Source organism: Anaerostipes sp. 494a, assembly GCF_001940315.1.
Classification (GTDB): Bacteria; Bacillota; Clostridia; order Lachnospirales; family Lachnospiraceae; genus Anaerostipes; species Anaerostipes faecalis.
Genome location: NZ_MJIF01000001.1, coordinates 1,902,427 through 1,916,697, shown reverse-complemented (window position 1 = coordinate 1,916,697; position 14,271 = coordinate 1,902,427). Strand labels below are relative to the sequence as shown.

The window sequence follows — 14,271 nt, the reverse complement described above, 5'->3', positions numbered from 1 at the left end:
ATATTATTATTGTTAACATTGTTATCAATTGTACAAAAGACAGCATACTCCCAAGATATAAGGAATTCAATGAACCTTATCTAAACAATTTCTAAAGAAAAGTTTATAATTTTTCTCTTCCCCTTTATTTATCTTCTATTTTCAAGACTCGCTCGCGAGTCTTGGCGCGGAATTCGGGTCTGCATAGCAGACATACTTCCAATCCGAATTCCTGCGCATCCTCGCGGAGCGTATATCAGATGGGGGATTGAAACCCGCCACTGATACATAATTGTTGCTCACCGCCTACAGAGGCGGGAGTCATCCCTCATCTGATATATTACATGTGTAAGATTTAATATTAAATAAATCCTAATGACTCTATCAAATCTCAAAAATATTTTACATTTCATCCGGCTCTCTCTTGGAGTGCTCTTCCATATAACCATGAAGAATCGCCGCTGCCATTTCTACCAGTTCTCTACATGGCCGTTTTTTATAATATTCTTCCGTACGTTTTGAAGGTGTCGGATCATCTTTTCCCTTTTTCAATCCCAGCAGTTCCCTACATACAATTGATCCGTTCTCTTTTCTGAATTCTTCTGCCAGTATCTGGATTCGCTCATAATGAGCTTTTTTTGCTTCATAATCTTCGGGAGAGGAATATCCATATATACATCCTGCTGCCATAAACATTCCGCTGACTGCTCCACAGACTTCACGAAGCCGTCCCATTCCTCCTCCAAAGGAAGAGCTTAATCTTAAAGCAGTTTCATGGTCAATCTCATAATAATCTTCAAATGCCAGAAAAACAGACTGGGCACAGTTAAACCCTTTCCCGAATAAATTTCCTGCTTTTGAGGCATAAAGACTCTCCTCTTTTGCTAACATCCGTTTACCTCCCTTTATTCACTATACTGTCTATAGATTTTAAGGATTTCCATTAACAGTATATCATAAATAGCCAGGCGGCATTGGTAAAAACAGAAAAAAGTTTGAGGCATCTTATCCGCTCCAAACTTCTTTTTCTTTATTATTATATTTTTTCTTCCCACAATTATGAACTTTCGTTTATAATATATCTGAATATAATAGAAAAGAGGAATTGTACTGATGATGATCGGAACTATTGTAAATACCGGAACTATTTTAACCGGAAGTATTCTTGGAAGTATTTTTCGAAAAGGAATTCATAAAAAATATCAGAACTGTCTGTATAATGCCATGGGACTGGCTGCTGTAGGTCTTGGACTCAACGCTGTCATCTCAAATATGTCAAATAGTAAATACCCGGTTTTATTCATTGTGAGCCTGGCTCTTGGAAGTCTGATCGGTACCGTCCTTGATATTGATGGCAGATTCAAAAATCTTATGAGCCGCCTTGGGAAATCAGAGTTATCCAAGGGTCTTTCTACCGGAATCCTTCTGTATTGCATCGGAAGTTTATCTATTTTAGGGCCAATCCAAAGTGCTCTTTATGGAGACAATACATATTTATTTACAAACGCAACTCTGGATTTTGTAACTTCAACAGTACTGGCTTCAACTTATGGGATTGGAATGGCATTTGCCAGTCCGGTACTATTTTGCTGGCAGGGGGCAATCTATCTTGGTGCCACTTTCCTTCAGGAATTTTTAACAGCTCCCCTTATGGCAGAAATCACTATTGTCGGCGGTTTTCTGATTACTGCATCCGGTCTTTCCATTTTGGAAATAAAAGATCTTAAGACCCTTAATATGCTTCCGGCTTTACTGGTACCGATTATTTTCTTTTTATTTTTTGTATAATAATGAATAAAGGTCTGTCCGTCGATTCTCAAATACAGGATTGTCACGGCGGACCTTTTGTATTTTCCCCAGATCTATTTCACATACAAGAAGCTGTTCTTTTTCTTCTCCCTCTATTATTTTTTCACCCATTGGATCAAAACCAATGCTTCTGCCCATATAGTGCATCGGGCTATAATGACAGCATCCAAAAACATACATTTCATTTTCTATCGCTCTTGCTCGCAGCAAGGACTCCCATTGCTCATATTTCATATTTCCTTTTACCCATGCTGATGGATAAAACATAACCTGTGCACCTCCAAGAGCCGCCAGTCGTGCCACTTCCGGAAAACGCAAATCATAGCAGCAGCCCATTCCTATCACTCCTGCGGGAGAATCCACAGGTATAAACATATTCTGCCCTTCCAGTGTATCTTCAGACTCCTGGCAGGAAAAAGCATTAAATAAATGATTTTTGTGATACCTGGCTGCAAGCCTTCCTGAATCATCAATCAAAACTATTGTATTATAGCTTTTCTCTTTATCCACAGAATCCTCATTCATACCTGCGATAATCCACATCTCATATTGCTTTGCAAGTTCTTTCATTCTACTTACAAAGGGACCATCCAAACTTTGTGCTTCATTTCTGTAATTAATCTCTTCAGATGGATAATACATCATGAAATATTCTGGAAAGAGAATAAGTTTTACTCCCTGTCTTTTAGCTTCTTTTATATATCTTTCAGCTTTCATCACATTTTCTTCCCACTTCAAAGAAGATGTGGTTTGTGCCAATGCTAATTTTACTGCCATATCATCACCCGTCTCTCAGTCTGCATAATAATTCTTTAAGTGTTTTTTTAGAAACAAAAAAACACCATCCCCGGCTTGATATCCAAAAACAGTGTCTCTAGTACGCGATGAGGGGTTCGAACCCTCGACACCCTGATTAAGAGTCAGGTGCTCTACCAACTGAGCTAATCACGCATATTTATATTATCTGTTAAGGGGCTCTCCCTTAACGCAAGATTTATTATATACGATTGGTACAAAGAATGCAAGTACAAATTTCATTTTTTTCTTGTAGAAAATCAACTTACATTCTATAATAGTATCAAATAATTGATAAGGAGAAAAAAATGGCGGGGAATCATAAATTTGAATCAAACAAAAAATATTTTACAATATGTATTTATTCTATTGCAGTCATCTTGATCGGATGCCTAATATTCCATTTTATTACCCAGTGGAATATTACCAAAAAAATTTTAAATGATATCTGGGATACACTTTTCCCATTTTTTATGGGATTCCTCATTGCTTATATTATGAATCCGGTAGTTGCTTTTTTCCAGAGAAACACTTTTGACAGGATTCTTCCGAAAAAAAAGAAAAAGCTTTCCAGAGGCCTTTCTATTTTATTAAGCTATCTGGTATTTATTGGATGTCTGATTGTTTGCCTTACATTCATTATTCCTCAACTATATGAGAGTATCCGTGAACTGTCATTGCAGATTCCTTCTATTTACAAAGTTATTGTAGACCTTTTTGAAGAATATCGCGCAACAAGTACACACTTGCTTCCTCCTGAAGTTTTGGATACCATCGAAACAAAAACTCTCCCGAAACTTTTAAATCTTTCCAATACAATTATTGCTGAGATTATTCCATGGCTATATAATATGTCTTTATCTCTTGCCAAATGGCTGTTTAATATTTTTATTGCTTTTGTAGTATCTGTTTATATGACAACAGATAAAGGGATTATTAAATTGTCTATGAAAAAACTGATCCTTGCTATTTTCAATGAAAAGAGGTCCTATACTGTTTTGAAAACATGTAAAGACTGTCACGAGATCTTTTCCAGTTTTATCATAGGAAAATCTATTGATTCTCTGATTATTGGAGTTTTATGTTTTTTCTTAATGACGATTCTTAAGCTTCCATATACAGTTCTCATTAGTGTCATTGTTGGAATTACCAATATGATTCCGTACTTTGGACCATTTTTTGGTGCCGTTCCTGGTGCTTTTATCCTGCTTATCATCAGTCCCATGAAAGCATTTATTTTCCTTATTATGATATTGGTACTTCAGCAATTTGACGGACTGATTCTCGGTCCTAAAATTCTTGGACAATCCACTGGTGTCCGCCCATTACTGATCTTGTTCTCTATTACTGTAGGTGGAGAATTCTTTGGACCTCTTGGAATGTTTTTAGGTGTTCCGTTTTTTGCCTGTGTTCAATATTTAATTACCAACTGGGTAGAATACCGTTTATACAAAAAGGATATACATTTAGATCCAGACGAAGTTTAATAATGAAATTATGTAGCAAAAAATTCTGGGGCATATTAAATCCCCAGAATTTTTTTATAGATTCTGATTTTCAATTCTTTCTGCTAAATCGTTTAAATAGACCCAGCGATCCATTTTTTCATTTAACTGAGCTTCCGTTTCTTCTTTTTCAACCGTCAATTCAGAAAGCCTTCCAGAATTTGTGGCATTTTTCATTATTTCCTCATCCAGTTGTTCAATCTTTGTTTCCAGCTTTTCAATATCTTCATCAATAGTTTCAAATTCCTTTTGTTCCTTGAAGGTGAATTTCAATTTTTTCTGATGGGTTTTCTGAAATTTTGTACCTTTATTATCTTTAAGTTCCTTTTTTGTTTGTATCTGTTTAAATTTGTCCTTGGTCTTTTCCAGATAATCCGTATAACCACCTTCATACTGTACCAGACGCCCTCCTGATTCAAAAGCAAAGATTCTGTTTACGATTCGATCCAGAAAATACCGGTCATGAGAAACAGTAATAACAATTCCCTGAAATGTATCCAGATAATCTTCAAGAATCGTCAAAGTGGCAATATCCAGATCATTTGTCGGTTCGTCCAGTATCAGAACATTCGGAGCTTCCATTAACACTCTTAACAAATAAAGTCTTCTTTTTCTCCACCGGATAATTTATTTAATGGGGTATACTGCAATGCTGGCGGAAACAAAAATCTCTCAAGCATCTGGGATGCACTTGCTTTCCCCCTGGCAGTTTCAATATAATCTGCCACATCACGGATATAATCTATGACCCTCTTATCCTCTTCCATTTCTTCATTCTCCTGAGCAAAATATCCGATTTTAACAGTGTCACCTATTATGATCTGCCCTTCATCTGGAGAAACAATTCCCATGATCATCTTCATCAATGTAGATTTTCCACAACCGTTTGGTCCTATTATTCCAAGACGATCATCTCTTAAGATAATATAAGAAAAATCCTGGATCAGCTGTTTATCATCATACCCTTTAGAGACATGTTCAATCTCTATGGTCTTTTTCCCCAGACGACTGCTGACAGAATCCATTTCCACTTTCTGCTGGATTTCCGGACCTGCAGCATTTTTTAATGCTTCAAATCGTTCTGTTCGTGCTCTCTGCCTTGTCCCCCGTGCTTTAATTCCCTGCTTCATCCATTCCATTTCCACACGAAGAAGACTCTGGCGTTTTCTTTCCGTTGCCTGTTCCATTTCTTCTCTTTGGACCTTTAATTCAAGAAAACCGGAATAATTTGCATTATATTCATACAGCTTTCCTTTATCAATTTCCACAATCTTATTGGTAACACGATCCAAAAAGTACCGGTCATGGGTTACCATGATTAAAACACCTCTAAACTGATTCAGATAATCCTCCAGCCATAAAACCATATCGTTATCCAGATGGTTGGTAGGTTCATCCAGAACAAGAACCTCCGCAGGATCTACCAGTGTTCTTGCCAATGCTACTCTTTTTTTCTGTCCTCCAGATAAATATTTTGTACTGCTTTCAAAATCATAAATACCTAATCGGGTAAGTATGGATTTTGCATCACTTTCTGTCTTCCAGTCCTGATGTTCTTTTCCTTCCATAACATATTCAAGAATCGTCAGTTCTTTAGGAAACTCAGGATTTTGCGGCAAATAGGTAACACTGATTCCATTTCCGCATATTACCTGTCCCAAATCCGGTTCTTCTATACCTGCAATTATCTTTAATAAAGTTGTTTTCCCTGTCCCATTGACTCCGATAATACCAATTTTGTCTCCCTGATGAATTCCACAGGATACATCATCAAAAATCACTTTTTCTCCATATATTTTGCTAATATGCTCTATATTTAAAATATTCATCTGATCCTCCCGATTATAGGCTTATTATCTCGATTATATGGCAAAAGCAGTTTACATGCAAGAAAAAAGGAGCCTCAAATGAAGCTCCAATATCATTTTATTTTGCTTTTTCAATTGCCTGTGTCAGGATGTCTTTTGGTACACCACCTACTACTTTATCCACTACTTCTCCATTTTTAAAGATTAAAAATGTCGGAACTGACATAATGCTGTAACGGGCTGCCAGATCACTGTCCTGATCAATGTCAACTTTTCCAACCTTGGCGATTCCTTCATATTCTTTTGCTATCTCTTCAACTACAGGAGCCATCATTTTACATGGGCCACACCATGTTGCAAACATATCAACCAATACCGGTACATCAGACTGTAATACCTCTTTTTCAAAATTTTCCTTTGTAAATGTATATTCCATGTTCCATTCCTCCTATTCTTTTCGGTTTAAACAATCATTTGCTTCTTTTAATGAAATTAAAAATTTACAGATCCATTTGCTGATACAAGGATGCTGATAAAGAAACATATGAATTTTTCTTTGACATTTTCCTGGTTTCATGATTATATTACCACTTTTTTCATAATATATGCAGGAAAAAGTTATTTTTGACGATATGCTGTTAAACGACAGATTGGATTTCCTTTTGCAGAAAATTTTTCTTCGTATTCTGTCATAACATTTCCTTCATTATATTCACTATGATGCAGATCATATGTATAATTTTCCAGAATCCACCCTGCTTCCTTAACCTGTTCCAAGGAAAAATCAAATAGTTTCCTGTTATCCGTCTTAAACATGACACGACCTTCAGGATCTAAAATATGATCATACCGCTGAAAAAAACGTGTTGATGTTAAACGCCGTTTGGCATGGCGGTCTTTCGGCCATGGATCAGAGAAATTCAGATATATACGATCAATTTCTGCTTCATCAAATACATCTTCAATATTTTCTGCATCCATACGAATGAGGCGAAGGTTATCTCCTTCAAATTCTTCCGCTTTTTCCACAGCTCTCACAAGAACGCTGGAATATTTTTCAATCCCTATATAATTGATATCAGGATTTCTTCTTGCCATTTCTAAAATAAACTTTCCTTTTCCCATACCTACTTCAATGTGTACAGGATGGTCATTTTTAAATTCATCCGCCCATTTTCCTTTTAATTTTTCTGGATCCTGAATGGATATGGGACTTTCAATAATAGTTTCTCTTGCCCCAGGTACATTCCTTAAACGCATAAATTCTACATTTCTCCTTATTTTTTGTTTTTTCTTTAATCTTTGTTGATTATATCATAATCGCTAGGTATAATAAAGAAAAACAAATGGAGGGGATGCCCATGGAAATTGAACGTAAATTTATTGTCCACGATTTACCTGACAATCTGGAAACTTATCCACATTCAGAAATTGAACAAGGTTATTTATGCATGGATCCTGTCATAAGGATTCGCCGAATGAATAAGCTATATTTTCTTACCTTTAAGTCCCGTGGCCTTATGTCCCGCACGGAATCTGAATTCCCGCTGGATAAAAAAGCTTATGAACATTTACGACCAAAAATTGACGGCATTCTCATTCAGAAAACACGTTATAAAATTCCCACAGATGATGGTTATCTGATTGAACTGGATGTATTTCACGGAGATCACGAAGGGCTTGTTATGGCAGAAGTCGAATTTCCAAGCGAAGAAGCAGCACTTGACTATGAAGGACCAGAATGGTTTGATGACGAAGTAACCTTCGACTCCAGATATCAGAATAATAATTTAGCAAATCGATAATAACTCAGATATCCTGCCTGGAACGACCAGGGACCTATGGCCCCACAGAATGTTTCCATGCAGGATGTATTTTTTAACTCACTCCATGAATTTTCTTTCTTCTTTTAACCCTCTCCATGAATTAAATTCTCTTTCTAAGACGAAAATATACCCCGCAAAAACAATCTGCACAAGCGCAGCGCGGAAGCCGTTTTACGGGGTATATCTGAGTCTCTCTTTAATTTGAAATTTTTTCTCTTATCAGTGCTCGTTTTAGTGCCATTTCTGCCCGTACATAATCTGTATTGGCATCTTTGGCTGCCAGACGTCTCTTGGCACGCTCTTTTGCCTTTCTGGCACGTTCCAGATTAATTTCATCTGGCCATTCAGCAACTTCTGCCAAAATACTCATGGAGTCACCTGTTATTTCCAGGAAGCCTTTCATTAATGCTGCCTCCTTTTTGGTACCATCTGATTCTGTGATAGTGAGAACTCCAGGTGCAACTATCATAGTCATGGGAATATGCTTTGGATAAATTCCAACATCACCTTCCGTTGTTGTCAGCTCCACCATACGCACATCACCCTGATAAAAAGTACGCTCCGGCGTTGTTACTTCTAATTTCATTAAATTATCAGCCATGCCATCACCTACTTCTTCTCTGCTGCACGCTCTACTACTTCATCAATACTTCCTGCATTCAAGAACATACCTTCCGGAATATCATCATGTTTTCCTTCCAGTATTTCCTTAAATCCCTGAATAGTATCATTTAATGATACATACTGTCCCGGTTTACCTGTAAACTGTTCTGCCACAAAGAATGGCTGTGACAGGAATCTCTGGACCTTTCTTGCACGATCTACAATCAGTTTCTCTTCTTCTGAAAGTTCATCCATACCAAGGATTGCAATAATATCCTGCAATTCTTTATATCTCTGAAGAATTTCCTGAACTCCACGTGCTACCTGATAATGCTCTTCTCCAACAATCTTCGGATCCAGAATTCTGGATGTGGATTCCAGCGGATCTACTGCAGGATAAATACCCATTTCAGAAATAGAACGGGATAATACCGTAGTTGCATCCAGATGGGCAAATGTTGTTGCAGGAGCCGGGTCTGTCAGGTCATCCGCAGGCACATAAACTGCCTGTACAGATGTGATAGAACCGTTTTTTGTGGAAGTAATTCGTTCCTGTAATGCACCCATTTCTGTCTGCAGTGTCGGCTGATATCCTACTGCACTTGGAACACGTCCAAGCAAAGCAGATACTTCAGATCCAGCCTGAGTAAAACGGAAAATATTATCAATAAACAGCAATACATCCTTTCCACCCTGATCACGGAAATTTTCTGCAATAGTAAGTCCAGTAAGACCTACTCGCATACGTGCTCCAGGTGGTTCATTCATCTGTCCGAATACCATGGCTGTTTTATCGATAACTCCAGACTCGCTCATTTCATAATAAAGGTCATTTCCTTCTCGAGTACGCTCTCCTACTCCGGTAAATACAGAATATCCACCATGTTCTGTTGCAATATTTCGAATTAATTCCTGAATCAATACGGTCTTTCCAACCCCGGCACCACCAAACAGTCCGATTTTTCCACCTTTCTGATATGGACACAGCAGATCAACGACTTTGATTCCTGTTTCCAATACTTCAGTTTCTGTAGACTGCTCACTGAATTCCGGTGCTTTTCTATGAATTGGCAACCGTTCTACACCTTCCGGTGCAGGTTTATTATCAATAGGATCTCCCAGCACATTAAAGATACGTCCTAATGTTGCTTCACCGACAGGAACAGAAATTGGTCCTCCTGTAGCAACGGCATCCATGCCGCGAACCAGTCCATCGGTTGGTCCCATTGCGATACATCTTACGGTATCATCTCCCAGATGCTGGGCAACTTCTACAACAAGTTTGCCTCCATCTTTTGTCTGAATATCGATTGCGTCATTTATTTCCGGAAGCTGTCCTTCCTCAAATTTGATATCCAGAACCGCACCAATCACCTGGGTGATTTTCCCTGTATGATTATCTGCCATCTTATTTCCTCCTACTCTTATTTAAGTGCTTCTGCTCCTGAAATAATTTCTGTCAGTTCTTGTGTGATTGCACCTTGTCTTGCGCGGTTATAAGCAAGCTCTAAGGTGGAAATCATTTCCTCTGCATTGCTGGTTGCAGAGTCCATTGCCTGCATTCTCGCACCGTTTTCACTGGCTACCGATGTAACCAGAGCCCCATAGATCATACTGCAAAGATATTTCGGAATCAGCATGGTTAGGGCTTCTTCTGGTTCTGGTTCAAAATTCATCAGTAATTTATCATCCTGAGATTCCTCCAGAGAGTCCCTGTCCCATTCAATCGGCAGCAATTTCACTAATTTAGGTTCATGTACAACGGTATTTTTAAAATCGGTATATGCCAGATATATTTCACCAATCTCTCCATTTTCAAAAGCTTCTAAAACCTTTTCACCAAGTTTTCTTGCATCTTCGTATTCAGGCTCATTAATAATCTCAGAATCATCTGAAACTATTTTATATCCTCGATGGGCAAGTACTTCCATAGCCTTATGTCCAACACCATATATTGCAATTTCATCTTTATCCATTCCGCAGTCACGGATCATCTTTACAATATTATTGTTATATCCGCCTGCAAGTCCTCGATTGGAAGAAATCGTAATAATTCCTTTCACAGAAGACCCGTTGGCTTTTAAATACGGGTGCTCAATATTCCCTGCTTTTGCAAGAATAGATGTCATAGTCTGATACATCTTGTTAAAATATGCTTTTGATTCCTCTGCGCGCTGTCTTGCCCTCTGCAATTTAACTGTAGAGACAAGTTTCATGGCTTTGGTGATCTGTCCGGTACTTTCAATGCTGGCTTTTCGTCTTTTTATATCAATCATTGATGCCATGACGATTCACCTTACTTTCTAAAAGAGTCTTTGCACTCATTTATTGCCTGAATAAGCTTTTCTTCTGTTTCTTTATTTATTACTTTCTCTTCTGCAATTGACTTGAAAATTTCCGGATATTTTGTGTCAATCAGTTCAAACAGCTCTTTTTCAAAATCCAGTACTTTATTCACTTCCAAATCCAGCAGATACTTGTTAACTGCCGCATAAATGATCACAACCTGTTTTTCAACAGCAAGCGGCTGATATTGTGGCTGTTTTAATACTTCACGGATTCTTTCACCCTGTGCCAGACGCTCTTTTGTATCTGCATCCAGTTCAGAACCAAACTGGGCAAATGCTGCAAGTTCACGGTACTGGGCAAGATCTGTACGAATTGGACCGGCAATACTTTTCATTGCCTTAATCTGTGCAGATCCACCAACTCGGGATACAGAAAGTCCTGCATTGATTGCCGGACGGAAACCTGCATTAAACATTTCGGTTTCCAGATAAATCTGACCATCTGTAATAGAAATTACATTGGTTGGAATATATGCAGATACATCCCCTGCCTGAGTTTCAATAATTGGCAGTGCAGTTAATGATCCTCCACCCAGTTCATCTGATAAGCGGGCTGCTCTTTCCAGTAATCTTGAATGAAGATAGAAAACGTCACCAGGATAAGCTTCACGTCCAGGTGGTCGTCTCAGAAGTAGCGAAAGTGTACGATATGCAGTTGCATGTTTACTCAAATCATCATACACGATCAGTACATCTTCTCCCTTTTCCATCCATTCTTCACCAATAGCACATCCTGCATATGGCGCAATATACTGAAGAGGTGCCAGTTCACTGGCTGTAGATGCTACAATTGTTGTATAATCCATAGCACCAAACTCATCCAAAGTTTTTACGATATTAGCAACTGTAGATGCTTTCTGTCCAATTGCTACATAAATACAGTGAACACCCTGACCCTTCTGGTTAATAATAGTATCAATAGCGATCGCTGTCTTACCTGTCTGACGGTCACCAATGATCAATTCACGCTGTCCGCGTCCGATCGGTACCATGGCATCAATCGCCTTAATTCCTGTCTGAATCGGAGTATCTACAGATTTTCTTGAGATAACTCCAGAAGCAACTCTCTCAATTGGACGATATTTATCAGTCTCAATAGGTCCCTTATTATCAATTGGCTGACCCAGTGAATTAACGACACGTCCGGTCATAGCATCTCCAACTGGTACTTCTACAACACGTCCGGTAGTCTTAACTGTATCGCCTTCATTAATATTCTTCTGATTTCCCAAAAGTACAGCACCAACATTATCCTCTTCCAGATTCAGTACCATACCATAAACTTCGCCAGGAAATTCCAGAAGTTCTCCCTGCATGGCTTTTTCCAGACCATGGATTCTGGCAATTCCATCAGCTACCTGTATTACCGTTCCAATATCAGAGGTTTCAAGCTTTGTTGAATATTGTTTAATCTGCTCCTTGATTACAGAGCTGATCTCTTCTGGTCTTAAATTCATGGGGCTTATCTTCCTCCTGTTCTAAAGTTGTATTTTTGACAAATGTTTCCCCATTGTCGTAAGCTTTGTACGAATGGAGTTATCCACAACCCGGTCATCCATATTCAGGATAAGACCTCCAATGATTGCCTCATCTGTCTCATAATGAATCTCCAGCTTTTTATAACTGGTAATGGAAAGAACTTTCTTTTCAATTTTTTCTTTTTGTTCTTTCGATAAAGGAAACGCTGAAGTTACTTTAAGAGTTCCTATTCCCTCAAGCTTCTTTATCTTTTCGATCACATAATCAAAAATTCCATCTATTTCCTGATAGCGTCCCTTTTTTATGATAATCATGAGAAAACCTGTCATATCATCTGATACTTTTCCTTTAAGAATTTTCTCCACGACCTTCATCTTTTCATCTTTGGTAATCTGTGGGTGATGCAGAAAACGAATCAAATCATCATTGGAGTCAAAGATTTCTTTGACCGCCTTAACTTCTTCCATCGCCTGTGCAAGACTTCCTTCTTCAGCCTGCAGAGATACAAATGCATCCCCATAGATCTTACTTACTCTTGAAGCCATGTCTTATCACCCATTTCCTGTAAGGTCTGATCAACAAGTGCAGCCTGTTCCTTGGCATCTATCTGACTTTCAATAATCTTACCTGCCATTAAGACTGCCACCTGAATCATTTCCTGCTTCATCTGATCTTTGACCTTGGCTTTCTGAAGCTCAACTTCACGATTGGCACCGGCAATGATTCTTGCAGCTTCTTCTTTTGCCTCAGCTACAATATCCTCTTCTCTTTTCAGTGCCTTCTTTCTGGCCTGAGCCAGAATCTCGTCTGCTTCTTTTTCAACATTCTTTAATTTCTCATCATACTCAGCTTTTAATCTTGCTGCATCTTCCTGATCCGCAGCTGCCTGATCTAACTGCCCTGCAATCTTTTTCCTACGTTCTTCCAGCATCTTGCGGGCCGGTTCAAACAATAAATAGGAAAGCAATGCAAACATGATAAATACTGCGATTGCCTGCAAAATCACATCAAAGCCAAGCTGAATATCTAATCCAAATATTCTTCCGTCCACGCCTTGGCCTCCCTTCGGCTTATCTTTTTAAAGTTTTGCAAATAATGGGTTTGCATATAATAAGATCAGGCCGATAACCAATCCGTAAAGACCTGTTGTCTCTGCAACAGCCTGTCCTAAAAGCATAGTTGATGTAATATCACCCTTTGCTCCAGGATTGCGTCCTACTGCTGATGCACCTTGTCCTGCTGCATATCCCTGACCAATACCAGGTCCAATACCAGCAATCAGTGCAAGTCCAGCCCCAATTGCTGAACATCCTAATACAAATGCCTCACTTGTAATATTCATATTTCTTTCCTCCTAGATATATCTTTATGAATTTCAATGTCTTTAAGCATCACGCTTTTGTGCGATAAATGTCATCGTCAGCATAGCAAATACAAATGTTTGTATTGCTCCTGAAAATAAATCAAAATAGATGTGCAGAAATGCCGGGATTCCAAGTTTTGCAAATACCGGAAGTAATCCATACCATAATGCCATCATAATGGTACCTGCCATAATGTTTCCAAACAAACGCAGTGACATAGATAACGGTGTTGCAAACTCTCCAATCAGATTGATCGGAAACAAAATAGGAATTGGCTTAAATAAATCAATGAACACATTCAGCTTACTGGTCTTAAAAGCACTGTACTGAATAAGTACAAATGTAATCAATGCCAGGGCCAGAGTCGTGCCATAATCTGCTGTTGGCGGTCGAAGTCCAAATAATCCGGATGTATTACATATTAAGATAAACACCATAATACTTCCGATATAATTGACAAAAGGCCTCCAATGCCTTCCCATTGTTCCTTGAACAAGTTTGTCCAGTGTTTCAACAAGAAGTTCCACAAAATTCTGCAGTCCCTCGGGTTTTTCCTTTCCATTTAAGATTGCACGTCTTGCAATCAATGCAAGAATCAGGATAAATACCATAACAATCAATGTAGTCACATGAGTTGTTGTAATCCACACCCTATGTCCAAGAAACTTAAGCGGTATCAGCCCATGAACCATGAAATCTACATCATTTCCAGCTGATGCAAGCATCATGGGGGCTTTCATAAGTCCCATAGCATA

15 protein-coding genes, 1 tRNA gene and 1 pseudogene are annotated in these 14,271 nt (G+C 38.5%); 3 read left to right on the top strand and 14 right to left on the bottom strand.

Annotated features, from left to right (window positions below; all coding sequences use genetic code 11):
• Positions 1-381: 381 nt before the first annotated feature.
• Positions 382-870: a C-GCAxxG-C-C family protein gene (locus tag BHF70_RS09560; protein WP_075760006.1), complete on the bottom strand. Its 489-nt coding sequence runs from the start codon at positions 868-870 to the stop codon at positions 382-384.
• 222 nt (positions 871-1,092) lie between these two features.
• Here BHF70_RS09560 and BHF70_RS09555 point away from each other — a divergent pair, with 222 nt between their 5' ends.
• Positions 1,093-1,767, top strand: a complete 675-nt coding sequence (locus BHF70_RS09555) for a DUF554 domain-containing protein (protein ID WP_330390931.1) — start codon at positions 1,093-1,095, stop codon at positions 1,765-1,767.
• On the opposite strand, the gene BHF70_RS09550 is transcribed toward BHF70_RS09555, so the two are convergent.
• Complete coding sequence (locus BHF70_RS09550; protein WP_075760005.1) at positions 1,753-2,565, bottom strand: carbon-nitrogen hydrolase family protein; 813 nt, start codon at positions 2,563-2,565, stop codon at positions 1,753-1,755. The two genes, BHF70_RS09555 and BHF70_RS09550, sit on opposite strands and share 15 nt — an antisense overlap.
• A 101-nt stretch (positions 2,566-2,666) precedes the next feature.
• A tRNA-Lys gene (locus tag BHF70_RS09545) sits at positions 2,667-2,739 on the bottom strand.
• A 152-nt stretch (positions 2,740-2,891) separates the two neighbouring features.
• Here BHF70_RS09545 and BHF70_RS09540 point away from each other — a divergent pair.
• Complete coding sequence (locus BHF70_RS09540) at positions 2,892-4,070, top strand: AI-2E family transporter (protein ID WP_075760004.1); 1,179 nt, start codon at positions 2,892-2,894, stop codon at positions 4,068-4,070.
• A 54-nt stretch (positions 4,071-4,124) separates the two neighbouring features.
• Here BHF70_RS09540 and BHF70_RS09535 read toward each other — a convergent pair.
• From BHF70_RS09535 to trmB, 3 genes and pseudogenes are all read right to left on the bottom strand, one after another.
• Positions 4,125-5,917, bottom strand: a pseudogene (locus BHF70_RS09535) (ABC-F family ATP-binding cassette domain-containing protein).
• Positions 5,918-6,014: 97 nt separating this feature from the next.
• Positions 6,015-6,332: a thioredoxin gene (gene trxA, locus BHF70_RS09530; protein ID WP_075760003.1), complete on the bottom strand. Its 318-nt coding sequence runs from the start codon at positions 6,330-6,332 to the stop codon at positions 6,015-6,017.
• A 182-nt stretch (positions 6,333-6,514) separates the two neighbouring features.
• A complete protein-coding gene (gene trmB, locus BHF70_RS09525; protein WP_075760002.1) occupies positions 6,515-7,156 on the bottom strand; it encodes a tRNA (guanosine(46)-N7)-methyltransferase TrmB in 642 nt (213 codons plus the stop codon).
• Positions 7,157-7,251: 95 nt separating this feature from the next.
• Here trmB and BHF70_RS09520 point away from each other — a divergent pair, with 95 nt between their 5' ends.
• Complete coding sequence (locus tag BHF70_RS09520; RefSeq protein WP_075760001.1) at positions 7,252-7,701, top strand: CYTH domain-containing protein; 450 nt, start codon at positions 7,252-7,254, stop codon at positions 7,699-7,701.
• A 217-nt stretch (positions 7,702-7,918) separates the two neighbouring features.
• Here BHF70_RS09520 and atpC read toward each other — a convergent pair whose 3' ends face one another.
• The 8 genes from atpC to atpB are packed head-to-tail and all read right to left on the bottom strand — an operon-like array spanning position 7,919 to position 14,265.
• Positions 7,919-8,323, bottom strand: coding sequence for an ATP synthase F1 subunit epsilon (gene atpC, locus BHF70_RS09515; RefSeq protein WP_075760000.1), 405 nt, complete (start codon positions 8,321-8,323; stop codon positions 7,919-7,921).
• 8 nt (positions 8,324-8,331) lie between these two features.
• Positions 8,332-9,732 carry a F0F1 ATP synthase subunit beta gene (gene atpD / locus BHF70_RS09510; RefSeq protein WP_075759999.1) on the bottom strand — a complete coding sequence of 467 codons (1,401 nt, stop codon included), beginning with the start codon at positions 9,730-9,732 and terminating at the stop codon, positions 8,332-8,334.
• Positions 9,733-9,749: 17 nt separating this feature from the next.
• Positions 9,750-10,610, bottom strand: coding sequence for an ATP synthase F1 subunit gamma (gene atpG, locus BHF70_RS09505; protein WP_075759998.1), 861 nt, complete (start codon positions 10,608-10,610; stop codon positions 9,750-9,752).
• Between the two features lie 11 nt (positions 10,611-10,621).
• On the bottom strand, positions 10,622-12,130 hold the full coding sequence (gene atpA / locus BHF70_RS09500; RefSeq protein ID WP_075759997.1) for a F0F1 ATP synthase subunit alpha: 1,509 nt from the start codon (positions 12,128-12,130) through the stop codon (positions 10,622-10,624).
• Between the two features lie 21 nt (positions 12,131-12,151).
• Positions 12,152-12,697 (bottom strand): ATP synthase F1 subunit delta, encoded by a 546-nt coding sequence (atpH, locus tag BHF70_RS09495; RefSeq protein ID WP_075759996.1) that lies wholly within the window; start codon positions 12,695-12,697, stop codon positions 12,152-12,154.
• Positions 12,682-13,203 carry a F0F1 ATP synthase subunit B gene (atpF, locus tag BHF70_RS09490; protein ID WP_075759995.1) on the bottom strand — a complete coding sequence of 174 codons (522 nt, stop codon included), beginning with the start codon at positions 13,201-13,203 and terminating at the stop codon, positions 12,682-12,684. Before atpF ends, atpH begins: the two co-directional genes overlap by 16 nt.
• 27 nt (positions 13,204-13,230) lie before the next feature.
• The gene (gene atpE / locus BHF70_RS09485; protein ID WP_075759994.1) at positions 13,231-13,494 is read right to left on the bottom strand and encodes an ATP synthase F0 subunit C; all 264 of its coding nucleotides are present in this window, start codon (positions 13,492-13,494) and stop codon (positions 13,231-13,233) included.
• A gap of 42 nt (positions 13,495-13,536) precedes the next feature.
• Positions 13,537-14,265, bottom strand: a complete 729-nt coding sequence (atpB, locus tag BHF70_RS09480) for a F0F1 ATP synthase subunit A (RefSeq protein ID WP_075759993.1) — start codon at positions 14,263-14,265, stop codon at positions 13,537-13,539.
• Positions 14,266-14,271 lie beyond the last annotated feature (6 nt).